Origin of the sequence: Nonlabens xiamenensis (assembly GCF_003865345.1) — a bacterium.
Taxonomy (GTDB): domain Bacteria; phylum Bacteroidota; class Bacteroidia; order Flavobacteriales; family Flavobacteriaceae; genus Nonlabens; species Nonlabens xiamenensis.
The window spans coordinates 145,478-165,888 of sequence record NZ_RMVE01000003.1 but is presented as its reverse complement, the minus strand read 5'-3'; the positions used below and the strand labels follow the sequence as shown (position 1 = coordinate 165,888).

At 41.6% G+C, this 20,411-nt stretch carries 13 protein-coding genes; 4 read left to right on the top strand and 9 right to left on the bottom strand.

The genetic code is table 11. The features are described from left to right. Positions 1 to 17: 17 nt before the first annotated feature. Together EGM47_RS09195 and EGM47_RS09190 are read left to right on the top strand one after the other, a co-directional pair. The gene (locus EGM47_RS09195) at positions 18 to 881 is read left to right on the top strand and encodes a helix-turn-helix domain-containing protein (protein WP_124980515.1); all 864 of its coding nucleotides are present in this window, start codon (positions 18 to 20) and stop codon (positions 879 to 881) included. A gap of 184 nt (positions 882 to 1,065) precedes the next feature. Continuing rightward, positions 1,066 to 1,650, top strand: coding sequence for a hypothetical protein (locus tag EGM47_RS09190; protein ID WP_124980514.1), 585 nt, complete (start codon positions 1,066 to 1,068; stop codon positions 1,648 to 1,650). Positions 1,651 to 1,745: 95 nt separating this feature from the next. Here EGM47_RS09190 and purL read toward each other — a convergent pair whose 3' ends face one another. The 3 genes from purL to EGM47_RS09175 form a co-directional block, all read right to left on the bottom strand. Next, positions 1,746 to 5,390 carry a phosphoribosylformylglycinamidine synthase gene (purL, locus tag EGM47_RS09185; protein WP_124980513.1) on the bottom strand — a complete coding sequence of 1,215 codons (3,645 nt, stop codon included), beginning with the start codon at positions 5,388 to 5,390 and terminating at the stop codon, positions 1,746 to 1,748. 163 nt (positions 5,391 to 5,553) lie between these two features. Then, on the bottom strand, positions 5,554 to 7,074 hold the full coding sequence (locus tag EGM47_RS09180; RefSeq protein WP_317126885.1) for a DUF6770 family protein: 1,521 nt from the start codon (positions 7,072 to 7,074) through the stop codon (positions 5,554 to 5,556). A gap of 13 nt (positions 7,075 to 7,087) precedes the next feature. Further along, a complete protein-coding gene (locus EGM47_RS09175) occupies positions 7,088 to 8,362 on the bottom strand; it encodes a M48 family metalloprotease (protein WP_164510852.1) in 1,275 nt (424 codons plus the stop codon). A 183-nt stretch (positions 8,363 to 8,545) separates the two neighbouring features. Here EGM47_RS09175 and EGM47_RS09170 point away from each other — a divergent pair, with 183 nt between their 5' ends. Beyond that, a complete protein-coding gene (locus tag EGM47_RS09170) occupies positions 8,546 to 9,553 on the top strand; it encodes an alcohol dehydrogenase (RefSeq protein WP_124980510.1) in 1,008 nt (335 codons plus the stop codon). 46 nt (positions 9,554 to 9,599) lie between these two features. On the opposite strand, the gene EGM47_RS09165 is transcribed toward EGM47_RS09170, so the two are convergent. Then, complete coding sequence (locus tag EGM47_RS09165) at positions 9,600 to 11,627, bottom strand: endonuclease (protein ID WP_124980509.1); 2,028 nt, start codon at positions 11,625 to 11,627, stop codon at positions 9,600 to 9,602. A gap of 19 nt (positions 11,628 to 11,646) precedes the next feature. Further along, complete coding sequence (locus EGM47_RS09160) at positions 11,647 to 12,861, bottom strand: RsmB/NOP family class I SAM-dependent RNA methyltransferase (protein WP_124980508.1); 1,215 nt, start codon at positions 12,859 to 12,861, stop codon at positions 11,647 to 11,649. Positions 12,862 to 13,023: 162 nt separating this feature from the next. Between EGM47_RS09160 and EGM47_RS09155 the strand changes: the two genes are divergently transcribed. Next, positions 13,024 to 14,097 (top strand): sialidase family protein, encoded by a 1,074-nt coding sequence (locus tag EGM47_RS09155; protein WP_124980507.1) that lies wholly within the window; start codon positions 13,024 to 13,026, stop codon positions 14,095 to 14,097. 239 nt (positions 14,098 to 14,336) lie between these two features. On the opposite strand, the gene thrC is transcribed toward EGM47_RS09155, so the two are convergent. From thrC to EGM47_RS09135, 4 genes are all read right to left on the bottom strand, one after another. Next, positions 14,337 to 15,629, bottom strand: coding sequence for a threonine synthase (thrC, locus tag EGM47_RS09150; protein WP_124980506.1), 1,293 nt, complete (start codon positions 15,627 to 15,629; stop codon positions 14,337 to 14,339). Continuing rightward, positions 15,626 to 16,564 (bottom strand): homoserine kinase, encoded by a 939-nt coding sequence (locus tag EGM47_RS09145; RefSeq protein ID WP_124980505.1) that lies wholly within the window; start codon positions 16,562 to 16,564, stop codon positions 15,626 to 15,628. Before EGM47_RS09145 ends, thrC begins: the two co-directional genes overlap by 4 nt. 2 nt (positions 16,565 to 16,566) lie before the next feature. Continuing rightward, positions 16,567 to 19,011, bottom strand: coding sequence for a bifunctional aspartate kinase/homoserine dehydrogenase I (gene thrA, locus EGM47_RS09140; RefSeq protein ID WP_124980504.1), 2,445 nt, complete (start codon positions 19,009 to 19,011; stop codon positions 16,567 to 16,569). A gap of 355 nt (positions 19,012 to 19,366) precedes the next feature. Continuing rightward, positions 19,367 to 20,182 (bottom strand): alpha/beta hydrolase, encoded by an 816-nt coding sequence (locus EGM47_RS09135; RefSeq protein ID WP_124980503.1) that lies wholly within the window; start codon positions 20,180 to 20,182, stop codon positions 19,367 to 19,369. Positions 20,183 to 20,411: the final 229 nt, after the last annotated feature.

Below are 20,411 nucleotides of genomic sequence, written 5' to 3'. Positions count from 1 at the left end.
CTGATTAAATTGACGCCATGACTATTCAGAAACCAATCTTAAAAAAGATTCAGCCGGGACTAGGTAGTTCTGTATTTGTTCAAAAGAGTACCATAGAAAGAGCTGAACAAAAACCTTTTTGGCATTATCATCCAGAAATTGAAATGGTATATGTGGACAAGGGTAAAGGAAAAAGGCATATTGGAAATCATATGTCCTATTATACAGATAGTCAATTGATCCTGATTGGATCCATGCTACCACATATCGGATATACTGACCGGCCCAATCATGGTTCTGAATTATTGGTTCAGTTTCTTCCAGATTTTTTGGGCGCAGGATGGAAGGAAGTTATTGAGTACAACCCAATTCAAGCTTTATTTGAAAGGGCAAAAAACGGACTGTTATTTTCTAAAAGCGTTGAAAATAAATGGGGTGCAAGTATACATGAATTGAACCATCTGCAGGGTTTTGATCGACTGCATTTATTGATACGCATTTTACATGGACTATCCGTGACCGATGAATATGAACTATTAAATGCACAACACTTTAGTTTTGAAGCAAATCTTCAGGAGTCTTCCAGGTTGGAGAGGGTCTATTCCTACGTACATCAGAATTTTCAACAACCCATTAGCGTGGACGAGATAGCTGACTTGGCCAGTATGACCACTCCGGCTTTTTGTAGATATTTTAAAAAGAGAACGGGTAAAACATTTACACAAATGGTGAATGAGTATCGGGTAGTACATGCCACTAAATTACTGGCAGAGACTGATCATCCTATTGAACAGATTTGCTATGATTGCGGTTTCAACAACTTCTCTCATTTCAATAATGTTTTTTCTAGGCTGACTGGTTCAACTGCGGGAAAGTACAGGCGCGAACTTAAAACACTGTAATATTAACATACGGTAAATTAATGAATTAAATAATCGATAAAACGTATTTACCGACAGATAATCGACATAAATCCTGTAAGAATGTTAAAATTAAAGTATTTCATCGATGAAATATAAATTTTATCTTTTGCTTTTGGATGTATGTTTATGTTTGTCTCATAATTAACAAACCCTATTTACAATTATGAGATTATTTACTCTTTCCCTTTGTTTTCTGTTTCTTGCCGCTTGTTCGGTAGAAGAAACTGACACCGCTGTACAAGAGTTGGATGTACAGATTGAAGCTGGTGCTTTTTTGGCCAAATCAACTTCACCAACAGCTACCCTATGTCAAAGTACAGACCTGATTGCAGGTCAAAATATAGTGGTAGGAACTGTTGATGTGTATATTGATGGATTCACCCTTTCTGTCGTTTACAACACTATTCCTGGTTGGAATATTGATGAAACCCACATGTCTATTGGAAATTGTACCGATGACATTCCAACCACTGGTTCAGGAAACCCAAAAATCGGTCATTTTGAATACAGCGCTATCCACAGTGCAGGTACTCAAGTGGTGACTTACACGGTAGATAGTTCTACACTTCCAGTAGAAACTTGTGTCGCTACCCATGCGGTAGTGAGCAGTACTTCAGGTCAGAATGAAACGGCTTGGGGTGCAGGAGTTCCTTTCCCTGGTCGTAGCTGGGCTACCTATATGGAACTGGATACGTTAGCTTGTACTTCTGGCGGTAAGGAGCCAAGTGATCCCAATGAAGACAGATAGTCGTCATTATACAAATCCATTATAACAAAAAGCTCCATCTTCACAGATGGAGCTTTTAGTTTGTGGACGATCAATCATCAAAGATCAAGTAGAGATCACTTGGTCTGATCTGCCAACCACTTTCTGGCATTTACAAAAGCTTCTAGCCATGGAGTTACTCTATCATTCTTACGTTCTGAGGGATAATAGGCCCAGTTCCATGGAAAGGTCGAACGTTCCAAATGCGGCATCATTACTAGGTGTCTTCCATCTTCAGAGTTAAGCATGGCTGCATTAAAATCAGATCCATTGGGGTTGGCTGGATAGTCTTCATAGGCATAGGTAGCCGGAATTTCATAAGCATCCCTTGTTTTAGGTAATTGGAACTTTCCTTCCCCATGAGCAGCCCAAATACCCAAGGTCGTTCCAGCCATGGATTGGAGCATGATCGAATTATTCTCAGCAATTTGTACACTGGTAAAGTGACACTCAAATTTTCCGGAGTCATTGTGAAGCATTTTTGGCTTTTCATCGTGATTAGGATAGATCAGTCCTAATTCTACAAAAAGTTGACAGCCGTTACAAACCCCTAAACTCATCGTATCTGGTCTGGCAAAGAAGTTCTTTAATGCTTTATTGGCTTTATCATTATAAAGAAATGCTCCCGCCCAACCCTTGGCACTACCTAAAACATCCGAGTTGGAAAATCCGCCGACAGCAGCGATAAACTGCACGTCTTCCAGGTTTTCTCTACCAGTAATCAAATCAGTCATATGTACATCACGTACTTCAAAACCTGCCAGATACATTGCTCTGGCCATTTCGCGTTCAGAGTTACTTCCTTTCTCACGTATGACCGCCGCCTTGATGCGTTTTTCTGGTAAGGAAGGCAAATTACCTGTAAAAAAGTTAGGGAACTGGTAGTTGAGCGGTTGTTCCTTATAATTAGCAAAGCGCTGATCTGCCGTTCCATTTAAGGACTGTTCACGATCTAGCAAATGCGAAGTTTCCATCCATTCATCCCTCAAGGTAGCCACATCCAGTTCCAGACCATTGATATCTACCACTGCACGATCATTGGCATGTCCAATTTTATAAAATGGCACGCCACAATCTGATAATTCTTTTTCGATATCCTCCGTTGTCTGTAAAATCACACCAGCATTTTCAGCAAATAGAATTTTAACCAAATCAGACCCTAAATCGGCCAGATTCAAATCCATCCCTACATGAGTAGAAGGGAAACACATTTCCAATAAACTAGTGACCAAACCACCACTAGCTATATCATGACCGGCTAGTACCTTACCTGATTTGATCAGGTCTTGTAGGCAAGTCCACGCTTTCGCGAAAGCGTCAACATTTACAACGTCCGGACATTGAACTCCAATCCGGTTCTGTATTTGGGCAAAGCTGGATCCGCCCAGGTGATGGGCATCTCCACTAAAGTTGATATAATAGATAGGAGCTTTTGGGTCTGGGTGGAGTACAGGTTCGACGATGTTGTTGATGTTATCGCAGGCACCCACTGTACTGATAATAACAGTACCAGGAGCTAAGACATCCTTATCTGGATATTTTTGTTTCATGGAAAGGCTATCCTTTCCTGTGGGCACGTTGATTCCCAGGTCGATGGCAAAGTTACTTACCGCCTCCACGGCCTTATATAGTCTTGCATCTTCTCCTGGGTTATTACAGGGCCACATCCAGTTGGCACTCAAACTCACTCCTTTCAATCCCTTTTCTAATGGCGCGAAAACCAAATTGGTCAGCGCCTCGGCAATAGCATTTCTTGAACCTGCGGCTGGATCAATCAGTGCGGCTACGGGTGCGTGACCCAAACTTGTAGCGATACCGTTTTTCCCTTGGTAGTCCATCGCCATAACACCCACATTATTAAGTGGTAGTTGTAGGGGGCCGCAAGTTTGCTGTTTGGCAACACGACCTGTTACACAGCGATCCACTTTGTTAGTAAGCCAATCCTTACAAGCAACGGCCTCTAATTTTAAAACATCAACGATATACTGACCTATCTTTTCCTGGTCGTAACTGATGTTTTGATATTGGCGATTGAGACTGGTATCGTTCATGATTGTTTTTGGGCTGGAACCAAACATATCCTCTAGTGCAAGATCCATCGGGCTCCGACCATCTTTTTCGCTAAAAGTAAACTTGTTATCACCAGTCACCTGTCCCACTTTATACATCGGCGCACGTTCTCTGGCAGCAATCTTTTCAAGTATAGGAGTGTCTTTGGGTTCCATCACCAATCCCATGCGTTCTTGGGATTCATTACCGATCAATTCTTTTCTGGATAGGGTAGGGTCACCTACTGGTAGGGCATCCACATCAATGGTTCCGCCGGTTTCCTCAACCAATTCTGACAAACAGTTCAAGTGACCACCAGCACCGTGGTCATGGATGGATTTAATTGGGTTATGCTCACTTTCTACCAAGCCTCTAATGGCATTGGCAGCACGTTTTTGCATTTCTGGGTTAGAACGCTGTACGGCATTGAGCTCGATACCACTGTCCATGGAACCTGTATCTGCACTAGAAACGGCAGCTCCACCCATCCCAATGCGATAATTGTCTCCACCCATAACGATGATATCATCACCTGCATCAGGTGTTTTTTTGATCGCTTGTGATTTTTTACCATAGCCTACACCACCAGCTTGCATGATAACTTTATCGAAACCTAAATACTGATCGGCTTCTTGGTGTTCAAATGTCAAGACAGATCCAGCAATCAAGGGCTGGCCAAACTTATTTCCAAAGTCACTGGCTCCATTAGAGGCTTTGATCAAAATATCCATCGGTGTTTGGTACAACCAGTTCCGAGCTTCAAAACCGTCCTCCCAGGGTCTGTTCTCCTTTAACCGTGAATAACTGGTCATATAAACAGCGGTTCCCGCGAGTGGAAGAGATCCCTGACCACCCGCCAATCTATCCCTGATTTCTCCGCCTGAACCGGTTGCAGCGCCATTAAAAGGCTCAACCGTCGTAGGGAAATTATGGGTTTCAGCCTTGAGGGAGATAACAGAATCAAATAGGCTAGTTTGGTAAACATCTGGCTTATCCGGTGAAGCAGGAGCAAACTGTTCGGCTTGTGGTCCCTGGATAAAAGCTACGTTATCTGAATAGGCACTCACGATTTCGTTGGGATGCTCTTTGGAAGTTTTTTTGATCATTTGGAAGAGCGAATTCGGCATTTCCTGTCCATCGATCACAAATGTTCCATTAAATATTTTGTGTCGGCAATGCTCTGAATTGACTTGAGAGAATCCAAATACTTCGCTGTCGGTTAAGGGGCGGCCCAATTTCTCTGAAAGTGCCATCAGGTAGTCGATCTCATCATCGCTCAAAGCTAGTCCTTCCTGCATATTGTAAGCGGCAATATCCTCTATATCCAGCACACCTTCTGCATCTAGGTTGATGTCAAATTGACTTTGGTCCAAACCATCAAACTTTTGCAACAACATTTTGTCGTAGTGCGAGTCGGCCGTACAAGCGTGAAATTCCTCAATACGCTGGATTCCGTTGATTTCCATGTTTTGTGTAATTTCCACGGCATTGGTGGACCATGGAGTAATGGTGGACGCTCTTGGTCCGGTAAAGTAACCGGGTAGGGCATCAGTCTCTAGTTTTGGTGCATTACCAAAGAGCCATTGCAATTTTTTTTCGTCCTCTGGACTTAGAGGTTGCTGGGTTTGAACTAGATAAAGAGATTGGGTAGGATTTCCGTAAAAATGGATCATTTCAAGCGCTTTTATGGGCCAGCACAAAGTTACATTTTTACCAGCATATTTGTGGTGGTTCCGCTTTCGCGAAAGCGGAATTATCAACGGACTTGTTTACAATCTTAAAGGCATAAAAAAAGGCCGCTGGTTAAAGCGACCTTTTATATTTTGAGACCAGATTCTAGATGTTCAGTTTTTCTAACCTGATACTTGTGGACTCTTCCTTATTATTGTATTCGATGATGGTAACATTTCCAGTTTTTGCTGGAAGTACGCGATAACTGACCTTACGGTCACTGTTTTCAAGGTAAATCTTATCTTTAAAGAATTCGCCATCCTCTACAGAGATTGCGGTAAACGCGTACTTATTTTTTTCTCCTTTTAGTCTTTCATAGTCAGTAAATGAAACGACAAATTGATCTCTATCCAAATTGAATTGCGTATAGTTAAAATCAAACGCACCATAAGCATTTAAAGCAAGGGCATTGATCTGAGGACTTCCAAAATCAGATAAGCTTGCTACGGTTGACTTACCTTTTTCAAGTACTTCTACATGTTGTAGTTCAAAAGTAGGACTGAATTTAAAAATCATCGCATCTGTAATGACAAGCTTGGTTTTGGCACCACGTGACAAAAGCCCTAAGGCATTGAAGTTCTTTTTGAACTTTTCGCCAATAGCGTAAAAAGTACCATCTTGCATTCTCACAAAGTCATGGAAGAATATGTTCTCCTTTTCTTTTTCAAACTGGGCGTTTTTTGGCATATGAGGTTTAATACCTTCGTCCCAGGATAGTTTGGATTCTCTGGAAACAGATCCATCGGCTTCAATGGTTTGGGTAAATAGACCAGTACCCTTAGCGCTATACCAGTTCTCACCTTCTAAAAAATACTCCCCCAAAACAACGGTTTGATTCTCATCTGTCAAGAATGCATTTTTAACGTAACGAGGTTCAGTTTCCTTTTCGTAAGTTTTTCTCCATAATTCCTTTCCAGTATTGATGTCAATGGCAATTATACTGTTGTTCCCTTTACTATTGAAAAGAGATTTTCTGGAAGATTCCTGGGCGATGATCATATCATCGTTTACCTCCAACACTTTAATGTTATAATGGTATTTATCTTCTGGATCTGAGGCAAAGACCCAATCTTTTCCTCCATCGGTGGGAAGGTACTGAATGCGATATCCATATTTTTTATTCTTTACCAGCTCTGAGAATATAAAACCTTTGTTATCAGCAGCAGTGACCATTTTATGTAAACCCATCGCCTCCTGGTTCTGCATAAATTCCACTATTTTATATTTGTCATATTCGATGGTTTTGGTGTCTAATTGGTTCCCTTGCCTATCAAATGAAATCAATTTAAACATATCTTCCTTTGAATCTATCATTGTCACCAGTAAAGCCTGGTTATTGAACTGAACATCAATTACAAAAGTTCTTTTGCCGTCAACGATAGATTTGGTGGCTACCTCGTTTAGATTATTGTCGAGAAACTTGAGGGCGTATTCACGTTTTCCTTTTTTGAGTTTATCTACTTCATAAAAAAAGTAATACCCATCAACGTTGTTATTTTTGTCCATCATGGTTCCTGAATTTTGAAGCTTAAACGAGGTAAGACCTTCAAGTTTCTTGGACTGCGCGTTCATGAGCCAGGCGCATGAAAACAGTAAAATGGTACATAGGTTGATTTTAAATGACATGGTTATATAGAATTTAATTTAAATTGTATTGGCCTTGATAAGCTGTAATTAACTTGTCAAGGTTTCTTGCGGATAGATTATGTAAAAAATTACGTATTTCGTTGATTGCCTTTTGCTCGGAAGAAGAAAGATAGGTACTTACTTTCTTACCAAAGCTGTGGTTTTTTTTCAATTCAGCTGTTTTTACCAGCAGTTTGAGTATTTGATGACGGAACTCTTGTTCAGTGAGCTGTTGATTTTGATAATGTTGTATAGTTTGAAACAGACCATAATCAATATTTCCTGCCTCCAAGTTCATGTCCAACAAAGTGATGAGCAAAGGGTTTTTGGTTTTCATCGTTGAATTACGGACCGAGTCATTTTGGGTAAAACTCATCATTTTTTTTACTCTGTTTTCTATATCTGGATGGGTTTGAAGGCTATCTGATTTCATAGCAAAATCATCAACGTCAGCATTGGCACTGAAAAGCGTCAGGTTTTTTTTAGTCCAAAAGCTTTTGAATGGATAGGCTTCTGTTTGAAACACCCTTTTGAGATCGATTTGATCTGATCTTGTGGCCTCTCCATAATTTCTAAGTTTGTCTAAAGCTGTTGCAGCAAACTCCAAGGGATAGCCCAACTTCTTATACAAATCTAATCCGACCATATCCGCCTCATATTCGGCCTCTACAGAATGTGAAAGAATGTCAATGGAAATCTCATCCATTAGTTCCAAACCTGCTCTTGTTGAACCGAATCGTTTTCTTTTGGCGGAAGATATTTTATCTTTCATTTCCTTACTTTTTAGTAAGGCGGCCATATTTTGAAATCGCTTGATAGAATGTTGCTCGAGGTAATGCGCCAGTTCATGACAAACCACAAAAGCTATTTCTTCATCGTGTTCCATGGTCAAAAACAAACCTGCATTAACCGTAAATATCCCATTACCGTAACAAGCTGCATTGGGGACTAATGAATGTTCAATCAACCATAAGTGGTCATCTGAATTTAATTCAGGTATAACCTCATAAACTTTAGATAGTATACGATCTAGTTTCTGCTGAACCTCACTGTCAAACCAAAAATGACCTTTTTGAATTTTTGAGGCAAAGGATTCTTCAAAGTCGGCATAGTATTTTTTTACCTGTCGAGCGTTTGGTCCTGTTATATTGTCTTTAAATGTATGGTTTAACAATTCTACACGATCCTCCAGAGCATCAGAATCGGCGGGCTTAAAAGAGAATTCTTGAGCATTTGTCAGTAAGGAACCTAGAAGGATACTGAGGGCAATTATAATCTGAAATTTCACTAGTTGGTTGATCTTGGTGGGCGAATATATACGAAAATCCGGAATATGTTTAAACACCCTTGCATATTATCGAATATCTGCTTGGGTAATGAGCAAAAACATGTATTTCATGGAGAAATCTTAACCAAAAACTAACAGTGCACACCTTAGTCATTGCATATCTTTTATCAAAACTGAAAAAATATGAAAGCAGCAAGATTTATGGAGCAAGGTGGAGACCTACAGGTGGTCGACATGCCCAAACCTCAACCAGCCGCTAATGAGGTATTGATTAAAGTGGAGGCATGCGGAATCTGTCACAGTGATGATTTTGTCCGTCAAGGAGCTATGGGCAACGAATTCCCACGTACCCCTGGTCACGAAGTCATAGGTATTATAGAAGAAACCGGTAGCAATGTTTCCTTATTTAAAAGTGGAGATAGAGTAGGAGTAGGCTGGCATGGTGGTCATTGTTTTGATTGCGACCCATGCCGTCGAGGCAAATTCATCAATTGTGAAAATGCCAAAATATCGGGAATCTCCTATGATGGTGGTTATGCAGAATATATGACCGCTCCTTATGAAGCAGTAGCCCGTGTTCCTGACAACTTAAAAAGTACCGAAGCAGCACCCTTGCTTTGTGCTGGGATAACTGTATTTAATGGGATGCGTAACGCTGGTTTACGAGCTGGAGATACTGTCGCAGTTCAAGGTATTGGTGGTTTGGGACACCTCGCCATCCAATATGCCCACAAAATGGGAATGACGACTGTCGCTTTAAGTACTACAGAGGATAAAAAAGAACTGGCCATGGAATTAGGTGCAGATCATTTTATCGCTACAGATGATGTAGATCCGGTAGAAGCGCTTCAAAAATTGGGTGGTGCTGATTTGATTGTGGCCACCGCTCCGCATGCCGATGCGATTTCAAGTGTGGTAGATGGACTGGCCATCGACGGAACTATGTTGTTAATCGCAGCTGCTGGAGATGAAATTAAAGTTTCACCTCTACAATTACTTCAAGCCAGAAAAAGCCTTAAAGGTTGGCCTAGTGGTGTAGCGCCTGACAGTGAGGATACCCTAAAATTCAGCGCACGAACTGGGGCTATTCCTATGATCGAGGAGTTTTCCCTAGATAATGCTCAAGAAGCTTTTTCTAAAATGATGGAGAATAAAACCAGGTTTCGGGCGGTCATCAACATGTCTTTATAACATCAAAAAAGGAGGTGGATTTTATTAACCGACCTCCTTTTTCAGTTTATCTAACGACCAGCTTTTTGCTGATACTTCCTGCATCGGTGTTCAGTACAAGTAGGTAGATGCCACTATCGGCGATATATATCTGCTGGTTGGCTTGCCAGTCTTGGATACGTCTTCCAGCAAGGTCAAACAGCTCGATGGATTGGATATGCCGTTCTGGATCCTCGATATTGATGTATCCGTTGGAAGGGTTTGGGAAAATGGATATTTCGGTTAACTCTATAACCGACTGACTTAAAGTTACTGCATCATGTTGCCCCAAGTCTGTGATATCATCCTGGGAGAATACTTCCCAATCGGCAGACTTATCCCATGGTACCTTTGGCGCCTGAACATTAGGTTTACGAACCAAAGTTTCATTGGCCGCAAAATCAGTGCTACCGCCATCAAAATCTCCTACTATATCAATGAGATTCCCATTCAGAAATAACCCTACGGGATCGTTTCCGTTAAAGTCTAAAGCCAGACCTGAACCAACGGTTTGATCGGTCTCTGCCAAGATAGCTGGACCCGCAGCGCCTCTAGCCACGACAAAAGCGTCCTGGTCTGCCACGCTACCTATTAACTGTACTTCACCATCCCAAGCTCCGCTTCCATTAGGTTGTCTCATCAGACTGTATCCAGCAAGATTTACCGTTGCGCCCGTCCAGTTACTCAATTCGATCGCTTTATTGTTACTACTACCCTCAACGTACTCACTGATGAACAAGGTGGTAAAACTGGGGTTGTTGTTCTGACAAATTTCCACTTCAGTGATGTCGTCAGGGAGGTTATCGTTGTTTGAATCCACGTTGGCAAAATCATTAGGATCATCGCTCAATGTATTTAAGGTTCCGTTAGTTCCAGCGGCATTGAAATTGGCCATGATCGTCAATTGATTAGTGATCATACAGCTGGGATTGTTAGGAGGAACATCACTTGCGGTCAATGTATAAGTTAATGTTCCATATGGATTACTTAGATTAGTCCCTGGTGCAATCGATGGAATAGGCGTCATACCATTATTAAATGTACCATTGAGCGCATTGCTGGTCACATTATAAAGAGTGGTGCTGCCTATATTATTGATAGCGTATTCATAAATGATCTCATCGCCAGCATCCGCCATATTGTTGGCATTCGTATCCATATAGGTGCCCGTAAGCGTAGCAAAGAGTTCACCAGAAGCAGTATTGCTGGCGGTCCAGATCATGGTGACATATTGAGGATTGTCAATGTAGGGGTTCCTGTTGTTTTGGTGCACATAAATGTCATCATTTCTATCTATTTCCCGCTGGCTAACCGGATCTGCCGCGTGCCAATCCAACAGAAGATCTATATACCATTGCTCATAGAAACGGTCGGCTGATCCATCTCGCGGATTGTTGACACTGGCAGAGGGATTGTCCCAGCCAGTATCATTAATGTTGTCTTCATATCTGGTAGCAAAATACAATAGCATTCGTGCCACATCGCCTTTAAATTCATCAATGGGTTCAAAAACAGTTCCTGAAAATCCAGGTGTGATTGACGGACCTCTTCTGGTACCATTGGAGTAGGTAGTAATACTTGCGCCATTGGGATTTACTCTTCCAAAGGGAAGACTACCTCTTCCACCATTAACAAATCCGTCGGTTGGAATTACGTGATGGGCATCACTGCGCATAGGTTCATTCTGGCTAAAAAATCCTTGTGGAAAGATGTGCTCCCTGTTATAGCAATCACCTTCACTATTAAAATTACCACAATTCGAATTACTTCCGATAAAATAGAGATAGGGCTCATTTCCATTCGGGATTTCAGAATAAATATCCAGAATGGTATTTGTTTGGGTACCATTGTCGTAGTAAGCATCATTATCGGAAGTATCGTAGAGACCGATCAGCGAACTATAAGATTGGGCGTTATACCCATTGGATATGATGTTTTTAAGCTCAGTTTTTAAGGCATATCCAGTCAAGCCGTTGGCGCTGTTGTAATAGCCACTAGGCGCCTGGGCATTTGCCAATAAACTAAAAACGAGCAAAGTGTAAAATAACTTTTTCATAATATATAGGTGTCCGCAATTAGACATTCTTTTTCTTGAGCCTTGCCATATAAAAACCGTCAAAACCATCTCGGTGTGCATAGAGGGTTTGTGAGTCTTCCAACTCAAAATCCTTCCCGGATTCAGAATTTAGGAATGTCTCTACCTGGTGTTCATTCTCAGATTGGAATATCGAGCAAGTTGCGTAGACCATGGCACCACCTGGTTTTAATACCCGGCTGTAGGATTGTAGAATCTCTTGCTGGGTTTTTTTGATCTCTTCAACAAATTCAGGTTGTAGTTTCCATTTGGCATCCGGATTTCTCCTTAGAACACCTAATCCACTACATGGAGCATCGATCAATAAAGCATCCATCTTGCCATCCAGCTTTTTGATCACCTTGGTAGAATCTAACAATCTGGTTTCAATATTGTGGGCACCAGCCCTGCGCGCTCTACGTTTAAGCTCGTGCAGTTTATTTTTATAAATATCGGTAGCAATGATCTGGCCTTTGTTCTCCATCATGGCGGCCAGGTGTAAAGTTTTTCCACCTGCACCAGCACAAGCGTCCATGACTCGAGTCCCTGGTTCTGGTTTGAGGAAGTCGGCAATCAGTTGCGAACCAGCATCCTGAACTTCAAACAAGCCGTCATTGAAAGGCTGCGTGCGGAATACATTGGCACGATCATTCAGAATTAGCGCATCAGGAAAGCGTTCGTGTTTGGTGGTTGCGATTTCTTCAGCGACCATCTTTTCCTTTAAAGTATCTAGGTCGGTTTTGAGTCGGTTGACCCTCAACACTACTGGAGCCTGCTTGTTCAAGGCGGCAATTTCCTGCTCCCAGAGATTACCTAATTCTTTGATCCCCATTTCATCTAACCAGTCAGGTATAGATTCCCTGAGTTTCCGGTCCTTTTGGTATTCGTCCAATTTACCCTTGATACGTCTTACCGGAGTATTGTAATACTCTTCCCAGGCAGGCAAATCGTAGCCATTGAGAACGATCCAAACGCTGGTCAATCGCCATAAATCTTGCTTATTAAATGGTTCGCTCACACCAGCAATTGCAGCATATAACCTTTTGTAGCGGACGATGTCGTATGTAGTCTCAGCAATGAAACCACGATCCCTGGAGCCCCAACGGCTATCTCGTTTTAGGATTTTTTGTATGGCTTGATCGGCATACTTGCCATCATTGAAGATATTGTGCAAGGCGTCTACCGTCGCCTGAACTAAGTTATGGTGAAATCTCATTTTGCAAAAGTAAGGCTTATCTCAAGTTTTTGATACCTGTACACTAGCTTTTTAAGATATAATCTGCCCAAATTCATACCCAGTTGCTGCATATCTGTTGTTCTACTCTTTCCTAGATTTTCTGAACCCACAAGTATTGCCTCAAAACAGTATTTTTACGTCATGAATAAATTTTACTTGCTCTTAAGCTTACTAATTCTGGCGTCCTGTAATCAGGAGAAGCGAGAATCTTTGCCAGCTACGCCTACTACATTAAATGCGATTCCCAGCATATCATTGAGTTCTGTCATGAATGATTCGATCAGCGTTAGAGCCTTGGACTATGGGGGCGACAATTATTGGTTTGCTGGAAATACAGGCACGTACGGTAAGATTGATGCTAAAACCGGCACCCTTGAAAAATCGAAAATACAACTGGAGGATCATAAGGAATTGGAGTTCAGGTCAATTGCTGTAACAGACCAATTCACTTATATCCTTACGGCGGGCAACCCTGCCTTAATATATAAGATTGCGCATGCCAATGATGAAGTAGAATTGGTTTATACAGAATATGAAGAAAGGGTTTTTTATGATAGTATGCGTTTTTGGGATGATCAGGAAGGCATTGCCTTTGGAGATCCTACTGAAGATTGTCTGTCCGTGATTAAGACATTTGATGGAGGATTGAGTTGGGCTAAATGCAAGTGTACGTATATGCCAGAATTCATTCCTGGCGAAGCTGCATTTGCCGCCAGCAATTCTAATATTGCTGTTCAAGGAGACCACGTATGGTTGGCAACAGGCGGTGCCGCAGCACGTATTCTGCACAGCAAGGACCGAGGTTCCACTTGGGAAGAATATGCTACACCGATGATAGCTGGTTCTGAAATGGCAGGAATATTTGCCATTGATTTCTACGATCAAGAGTTGGGTGTGATGATCGGTGGCAACTGGGAAGACAAAAAGATGAATACCTATAACAAAGCCATTACTTATGACGGCGGCCGAAATTGGAAATTAATGGCTAATGGAAATGATCCTGGTTATTGCAGTGATATCATTTTTGTTCCTGGTACCAAAGGAAAAGAATTAATGGCTGTTGGAACTAATGGCATATGGTGGAGCGGTGATCAAGGCGCCAATTGGAGTCAACTTTCAGACGAAGGATTTTATACGGTAAAAATGATAGATCAATCCAACGGTTACCTGGCCGGGCATCATAACATTAGCCGTTTTACCATAAGCAGGAATTAATAATCTTTGAATCATCGATGAACGGCACTTATTTTTCGCTGATAATCGTTTTAGTTACAGATATTTACTGTTAATCGTAAAAAATACACGGTTAAAAGTTATTTATTTTTAGTCTCAATGAGGTGTGCATATTACTTTTGTCTCGGTTTAAGTAAATAAGCAAATGGTTTTACAACGAATTGTTTATTAAAGTTAAGCGGTGGAGATCGCTGGAAAAGAGAGGAGAAATCCTCTCTTTTTTATGCCAGTAAAAAATCTTTTAACTCCTTGTAACTGCTTATTTCAATTTTCTCTTGTTTCCTTTGCATTAAATATGCAACCTTGACAGGAATCGGAACGGGTCGTCCTAAGACTTCCTCCATCACATCAGAGAATTTGCATGGATGTGCGGTCTCCAGGAAAACACAATGTTGATCGGGATGACTCTGTAGGTGCTCTATCGCTGCAAGGTAGCCCACTGCACCATGGGGATCTGCGATATATTGATATTGATTTTCGAGATCTTTTATTGCTTTCTTGGTATCCTGGTCGCTAAAAGCATAAGCATATAATTTATGCTTGAGCGATGCCAAATCCCGATCGTATAATTCTTGAATACGTACGAAGTTACTGGGTTTGGAAACATCCATAGCATTGCTAATGGTAGCGATGGTAGGCCTATCGATATACTCACCATGTTGTAAATAGCGGGCAACCACATCATTGCTATTGTTGGCAGCAATAAAATGAGTTACCGGCATACCCAGTCTGTGAGCCATCATTCCTGCACAAATATTTCCAAAATTACCACTAGGAACACTAAATGAGAGGGATGCATACTGATCCTTGAGTTGCTGATATGCAAAAACATAATAAAACATCTGAGGTAACCACCGGGCAACGTTGATGGAATTAGCGCTGGTAAGTCTTCGTTTTTGGATGACATCAGGGTCTAAAAATGCTGATTTTACCATGTCTTGGCAATCATCAAAAACTCCATCCACTTCCAAAGCCGTGATGTTTTGTCCCAAAGTGGTCAATTGACTTTCCTGTACCGGACTTACCTTGCCTTTGGGATAGAGTATGACCACATCAACGCCCAAAACTCCCAAAAATCCATTGGCTACTGCACCTCCAGTATCACCAGAGGTAGCTACCAGTATGGTTGTATTTACATCGCTATCTTGATTAAAATAGCCCAAGCTTCTGGCCATAAATCGCGCACCCACGTCCTTAAATGCCAGCGTAGGTCCGTGAAAAAGTTCGAGACTCGATACCTTTTCATTGATTGGTATTACTGGAAATTCAAAATCAACGGTTTCTTTGATGATCTCCATTAACTTATCTTCCGGAATTTGATTCCCGATGAAAGGTTGAATACAATGGAAAGCAGCTTCTTCTCTAGACAGATCACCTATGTTGTTCCAAAAGTTGTTGGACAGCGGTTCAATCTGGCTAGGGAAATAGAGCCCTCGGTCAGGTGCGATACCTTGTATAACAGCCGACTTAAAATCGGTTACAGGTGCTTTGCGGTTCAGGGAATAATACTTCATTTGGTTTGGTTTATGGGTTGACAACCTTGTAAATTAATGGGTGCAGTATAGAGGTCAAAAGTAAAGGAAGCGTTGACCAGCGCGGCCGCCATAGATTTTGAAACTAGTTGAGCGATTTCCATACCTCGACAAAGCGCAAATATACTTGGGCCCGAGCCTGAGATACCGCAACCCAATGCACCAGCTTTTAATGCTTGGCTTTTGATCTCGGAAAAGTTCGGTATCAATTTGGATCTGTGCGGTTCTACGATCACATCGGTCAGGGAATCACTGATCAAATCATAATTGTTGGTATGCATACCGTGAATCAGGCTGGCCAAATGACCAGATTGGGTGATTGTATTTTCCAGGGAAACCTGTGCAGGAAGCAGAGCACGGGCTTCGGCGGTGTTTATCGTGATGTGTGGGTGAAGTACACAAGCCACTAATTCTTCAGGAATTGGAATTTTCAACACTTGGACAGGCGAAATAGATTTTACCAAAGTCATTCCACCAAATAGGGCAGGAGCGAGGTTGTCTGCGTGCTCGCATTGACTGGCCACTGCTTCCCCTTTAATCGCAAAACCAGTAAGCTCCTCTTTAGAACAAGGCTCTCCTAAAAGTTTGTTGATTCCATACACCGCACCAGCAGCGCTAGCTGCACTACTGCCGATCCCGCTTCCTGGTTTTATTTTTTTATCCAGGCTGATTTCAAAGCCACCTTGAGGTTGAAGAGCATCGTACATGGCCAGTGCCGCCATTCCGGCAACATTCTTTCTCACCTCAAGTGGTAAATCAAAGCCATTGATTGACGTAATTCTTATACCTGGTTGATCCACACGTTTCAGGTGCATGATATCGCCTATACCATTGAGGCAAAAGCCCAGCATGTCAAAACCACAACAAACATTGGCTACAGTAGCCGGCGCTAAGACGTGAATTTCTTGTCTTTTCATAATCAGCTATTTCCGATTCTAATGATATCTGCAAAAAGTCCAGAAGCCGTTACATCAGCACCAGCCCCAGCCCCTTTGATAATCATGGGCTGTTCTGGGTAGCGTTTGGTATAGAACATGACGATATTGTCGCTCCCTTTTAAATTGTAAAATGGATGTCCAGCTGGTATTTCCTGTAATCCCACGCTTGCTGTTGAACCTTCCAAGGATGCCACATATTTGAGTTGGCATTGTTTCGCTTTCGCGGAAGCGTACAACGATTGGAAATGGGCTTCATCCTGTATCAGTAACTTGTAAAAGTCGGCTACCTGATCTGCCTCGAGATGGGCGGGCAACAGGAAAGCCTGATTTTCAATATCTTTAAGGCTGAGTTCCATCCCAGCTTCTCGAGCCAGAATTAAAATCTTTCTGGCCACATCTACTCCGCTTAAATCGATTCTTGGATCAGGTTCAGTAAAACCTTGTACTTGAGCTTCTTTAACGACATCGTGAAAATTGCTCTGATCATCAAAATTATTGAAGACAAAGTTTAAACTCCCAGACAGCACTGCTTTAATAGACTGAATTTGATCACCAGAAGCTACGAGATTTCGCAACGTATCGATCACAGGTAAACCTGCTCCTACATTAGTTTCATAAAAAAAGGCTGCATTATAAGTCAATGCATATTGTTTGAGCTTTTTATAATGCTCTATATCTGAACTACAGGCAATTTTATTACAGGCCACAACACTGATGCTTTGTTTGAGGTAATGCTCGTATTCCTGAGCTACCAACTCACTGGCAGTTACATCTACAAAAACGCTGTTGCGCAGGTTCAATGCCACAGCCTTTTTCCTAAATTCTTCCAATTGGGCTTTTTCACCAGTGGACAATAGCTCCTTCCAATTCTCCAGAGGTATACTCTCCTGATCAAAAAACATAGTTCGCGAATTGGAGATCCCGACCACCCGCAAATTGAGCTTATGGTTCTTTTTGAGGAAGCTGCGTTGCTGGCGGATTTGTTCCAGTAATTTTTCGCCTACGTTACCAACACCCGCAATAAAGAGATTAATTTGCTTGTGGTTGCCTTCAAAGAAACGCTCATGTAAAGTGTTGAGTGCTTTCTTGACGTCTTTGGACTGGATCACTGCGCTGATATTCATCTCAGAAGCGCCTTGGGCGATGGCTCTGATATTAATATTGTTACGTCCTAATGCGCCAAACATTTTCCCACTGATGCCTTGCAGCTGCTTCATGTTACGTCCGACCAGGGCAATGATCGCCAGGTCCTTTTCTACCGTTACCGGGCGCAGTTTCTCTTGGGTAATTTCATAGGTGAATGCTTGATTGATTAAGCGTTCAGCACGTTGGACCTCCTCCTCATCAATAGCGAGACAGATGGAGTGTTCTGAAGACGCCTGGGTAATCAACACTACATTGATGCGCGCATTGGCCAATTCCTCGAATAAACGTTTAGAAAATCCAGGTATGCCTACCATACCACTTCCTTCTAGTGTTAATAAGGCAATGTTGTCGATGTTACTGATTCCCGTGGCTTTATCTTGGGTAGAAGAAGGAGCTTGTGTGATCTGGGTTCCTTCAGCTGTTGGGTTCATGGTATTTTTAATCCACAGCGGGATATTGGCGGCCAAGACGGGTTGAATGGTAGGAGCGTATAAGACTTTCGCGCCAAAATGGGATAACTCCATGGCCTCCTGATAATTGACTGAAGGTATTGGATAGGCCTGCTTGACTAATTTTGGATTGGCCGTATACATACCACTTACGTCCGTCCATATCTCTAAACTGTTGACTTTCAAAGCAGCAGCCAGCATCGCAGCGGTATAATCTGATCCTCCGCGGCCTAGTGTTGTGGAGACACCGGTTGAGGAACGTGCCACGAATCCAGGTAACACATGTACCGGTGAATTTTCAGCTGAAAAGTAACGGTTGATGTTCAAATAGGTACTGGCGATATCTACCTGTGCTTTGGTAAATTGGTCATCCGTTACAATAAGTTCCTGACTGTTTTTCAGTGTTGTTTGTAGACCGGTTTGAATACAGGCCTGGGAGATGATATATGAAGAAAGCAACTCGCCAAAACCTAAAAGCTTGTCCATGGTTTTGGGAGATAATTCATTGATCAGATAAATACCATCCAACAGTCCCTGTAATGCATCTAGCCTTTGATGAAGTTCATTGGTCAATTGATCTGAAGCATCAGGAACCAATTCTTTCCATAGTTCAAAGTGCAATTGCCGAATTTTCTCAAGAGGCATGCGATATGAAGGGTCTGCTGCCTGTGCAAGCTGTCCGGTATATAATAATTGATCGGTTACTCCGCCCACAGCAGACATCACAACAATTACTTTTTCTTTGGAGCTTGCTTGGGAGACTATGTCAATGACTTGACGGATGTTAGTGGCGCTTCCTACAGAAGTACCACCGAATTTGAGAACTTTCATGAAGTTTCAGTTTAGGTTAGTTAGTGATGAAGGGATGTGGTATATACCACTGGCGGAGGTAGAATGCTAGTAACCCTTACGGGTACGGCTAATAATACCGTTAAAAAAATTTGTTATCACGCCATCAATAAATGCAAAAGCGCAGAACACGCCAGCTTCATTTAAAGGGATTGAATATTGCTGTTGATAACAAACCATACTCAAAAGTAAACTTCTCAACCACAAATGCAAACTTTTTTTACACCAAATCAATTGGATTTTTGCAGAAAAATAAAAATAGCTCTAAGATTTATTTGATACAGGGCATTTTAATGGAAGAATTATTGAAATTTTTCTATCAAATGAGGGTGTCGACTCATCTATATGATTGCAAAATTTTGCCCAATTCGATTAAATAGGTGAAATTATCGGTCATTCCATTATGGCCTTGCCCTTCAAGTAATATTAGCTCAACTTTGTCCTTAAATTCATTTTTTAAGGCTTGGGACATGCTATGGTCAATCACCTGGTCTTCCTTTCCATGAAAAATGACAACAGGTATATCGCATTCTTTTAAATATTCATTGGTAGCCAATTTGTACTTTAAAAGGAAGGTGGGGACAAAAGGAAATCTTTCTTTCATCATTGCCGTCATGTTGTAGTAAGGAGCTTGTAAAACTAATAATCCTGGATCGTTGTTAGAAGCGAGTTGAGCTGCAAGTCCGGTGCCCAACGAATACCCCAATACTATGATATGTTCTTCACCATATTTATTTTTGAGCTCATCGTACACGAGTTGGTTGTCATTGAATAATTGTTCGGTTCCGGTGATTTTGCCTTCACTTTTTCCATAGCCGCGGTAATCCAGCACAAATACATCGTAATTTGCCGTAGTATAAACTTCGGCACTCTTGCCCCAACCGGCAATGGAACCCGCATTTCCATGTAAAATGAAAATGAGACCTAAAGGCTCTTTCACAGAAAACAGAACGCCATGCAACTCTTTACCATCACTGGTGTCAAAAATCATTTCTTCATACTTACCAGAAAATTCGAAGGAATAATCCTTATCCAAATGTTGTGGTAAGAAAATCAGTTTTTCTTGGAAAAAGTATAGTAGGGCGCAGATTACCACGTATGCGGCTACAATAAATTTTAACAACCGTACGAACCATTTTTTTAAAGTCTGCATGAAACTTTGTGATTTAGAATTATAAATATAAAGGTTGATCTGGTCAAATCATTACTGGTCATAGAAATCAGTTCCAATTCGTTGGCACAGATCCATTCATAAGTCAGTTTTGAATAGGTGTATCCTTAACGCAGCAGGAGAGAACTTAAAGACTGGACAAAGAGCGGTAGTGTCCACATAGTTGATGTCAGATTATTTTTAGCTTTCGATTTCAATACGGTAAAAATAA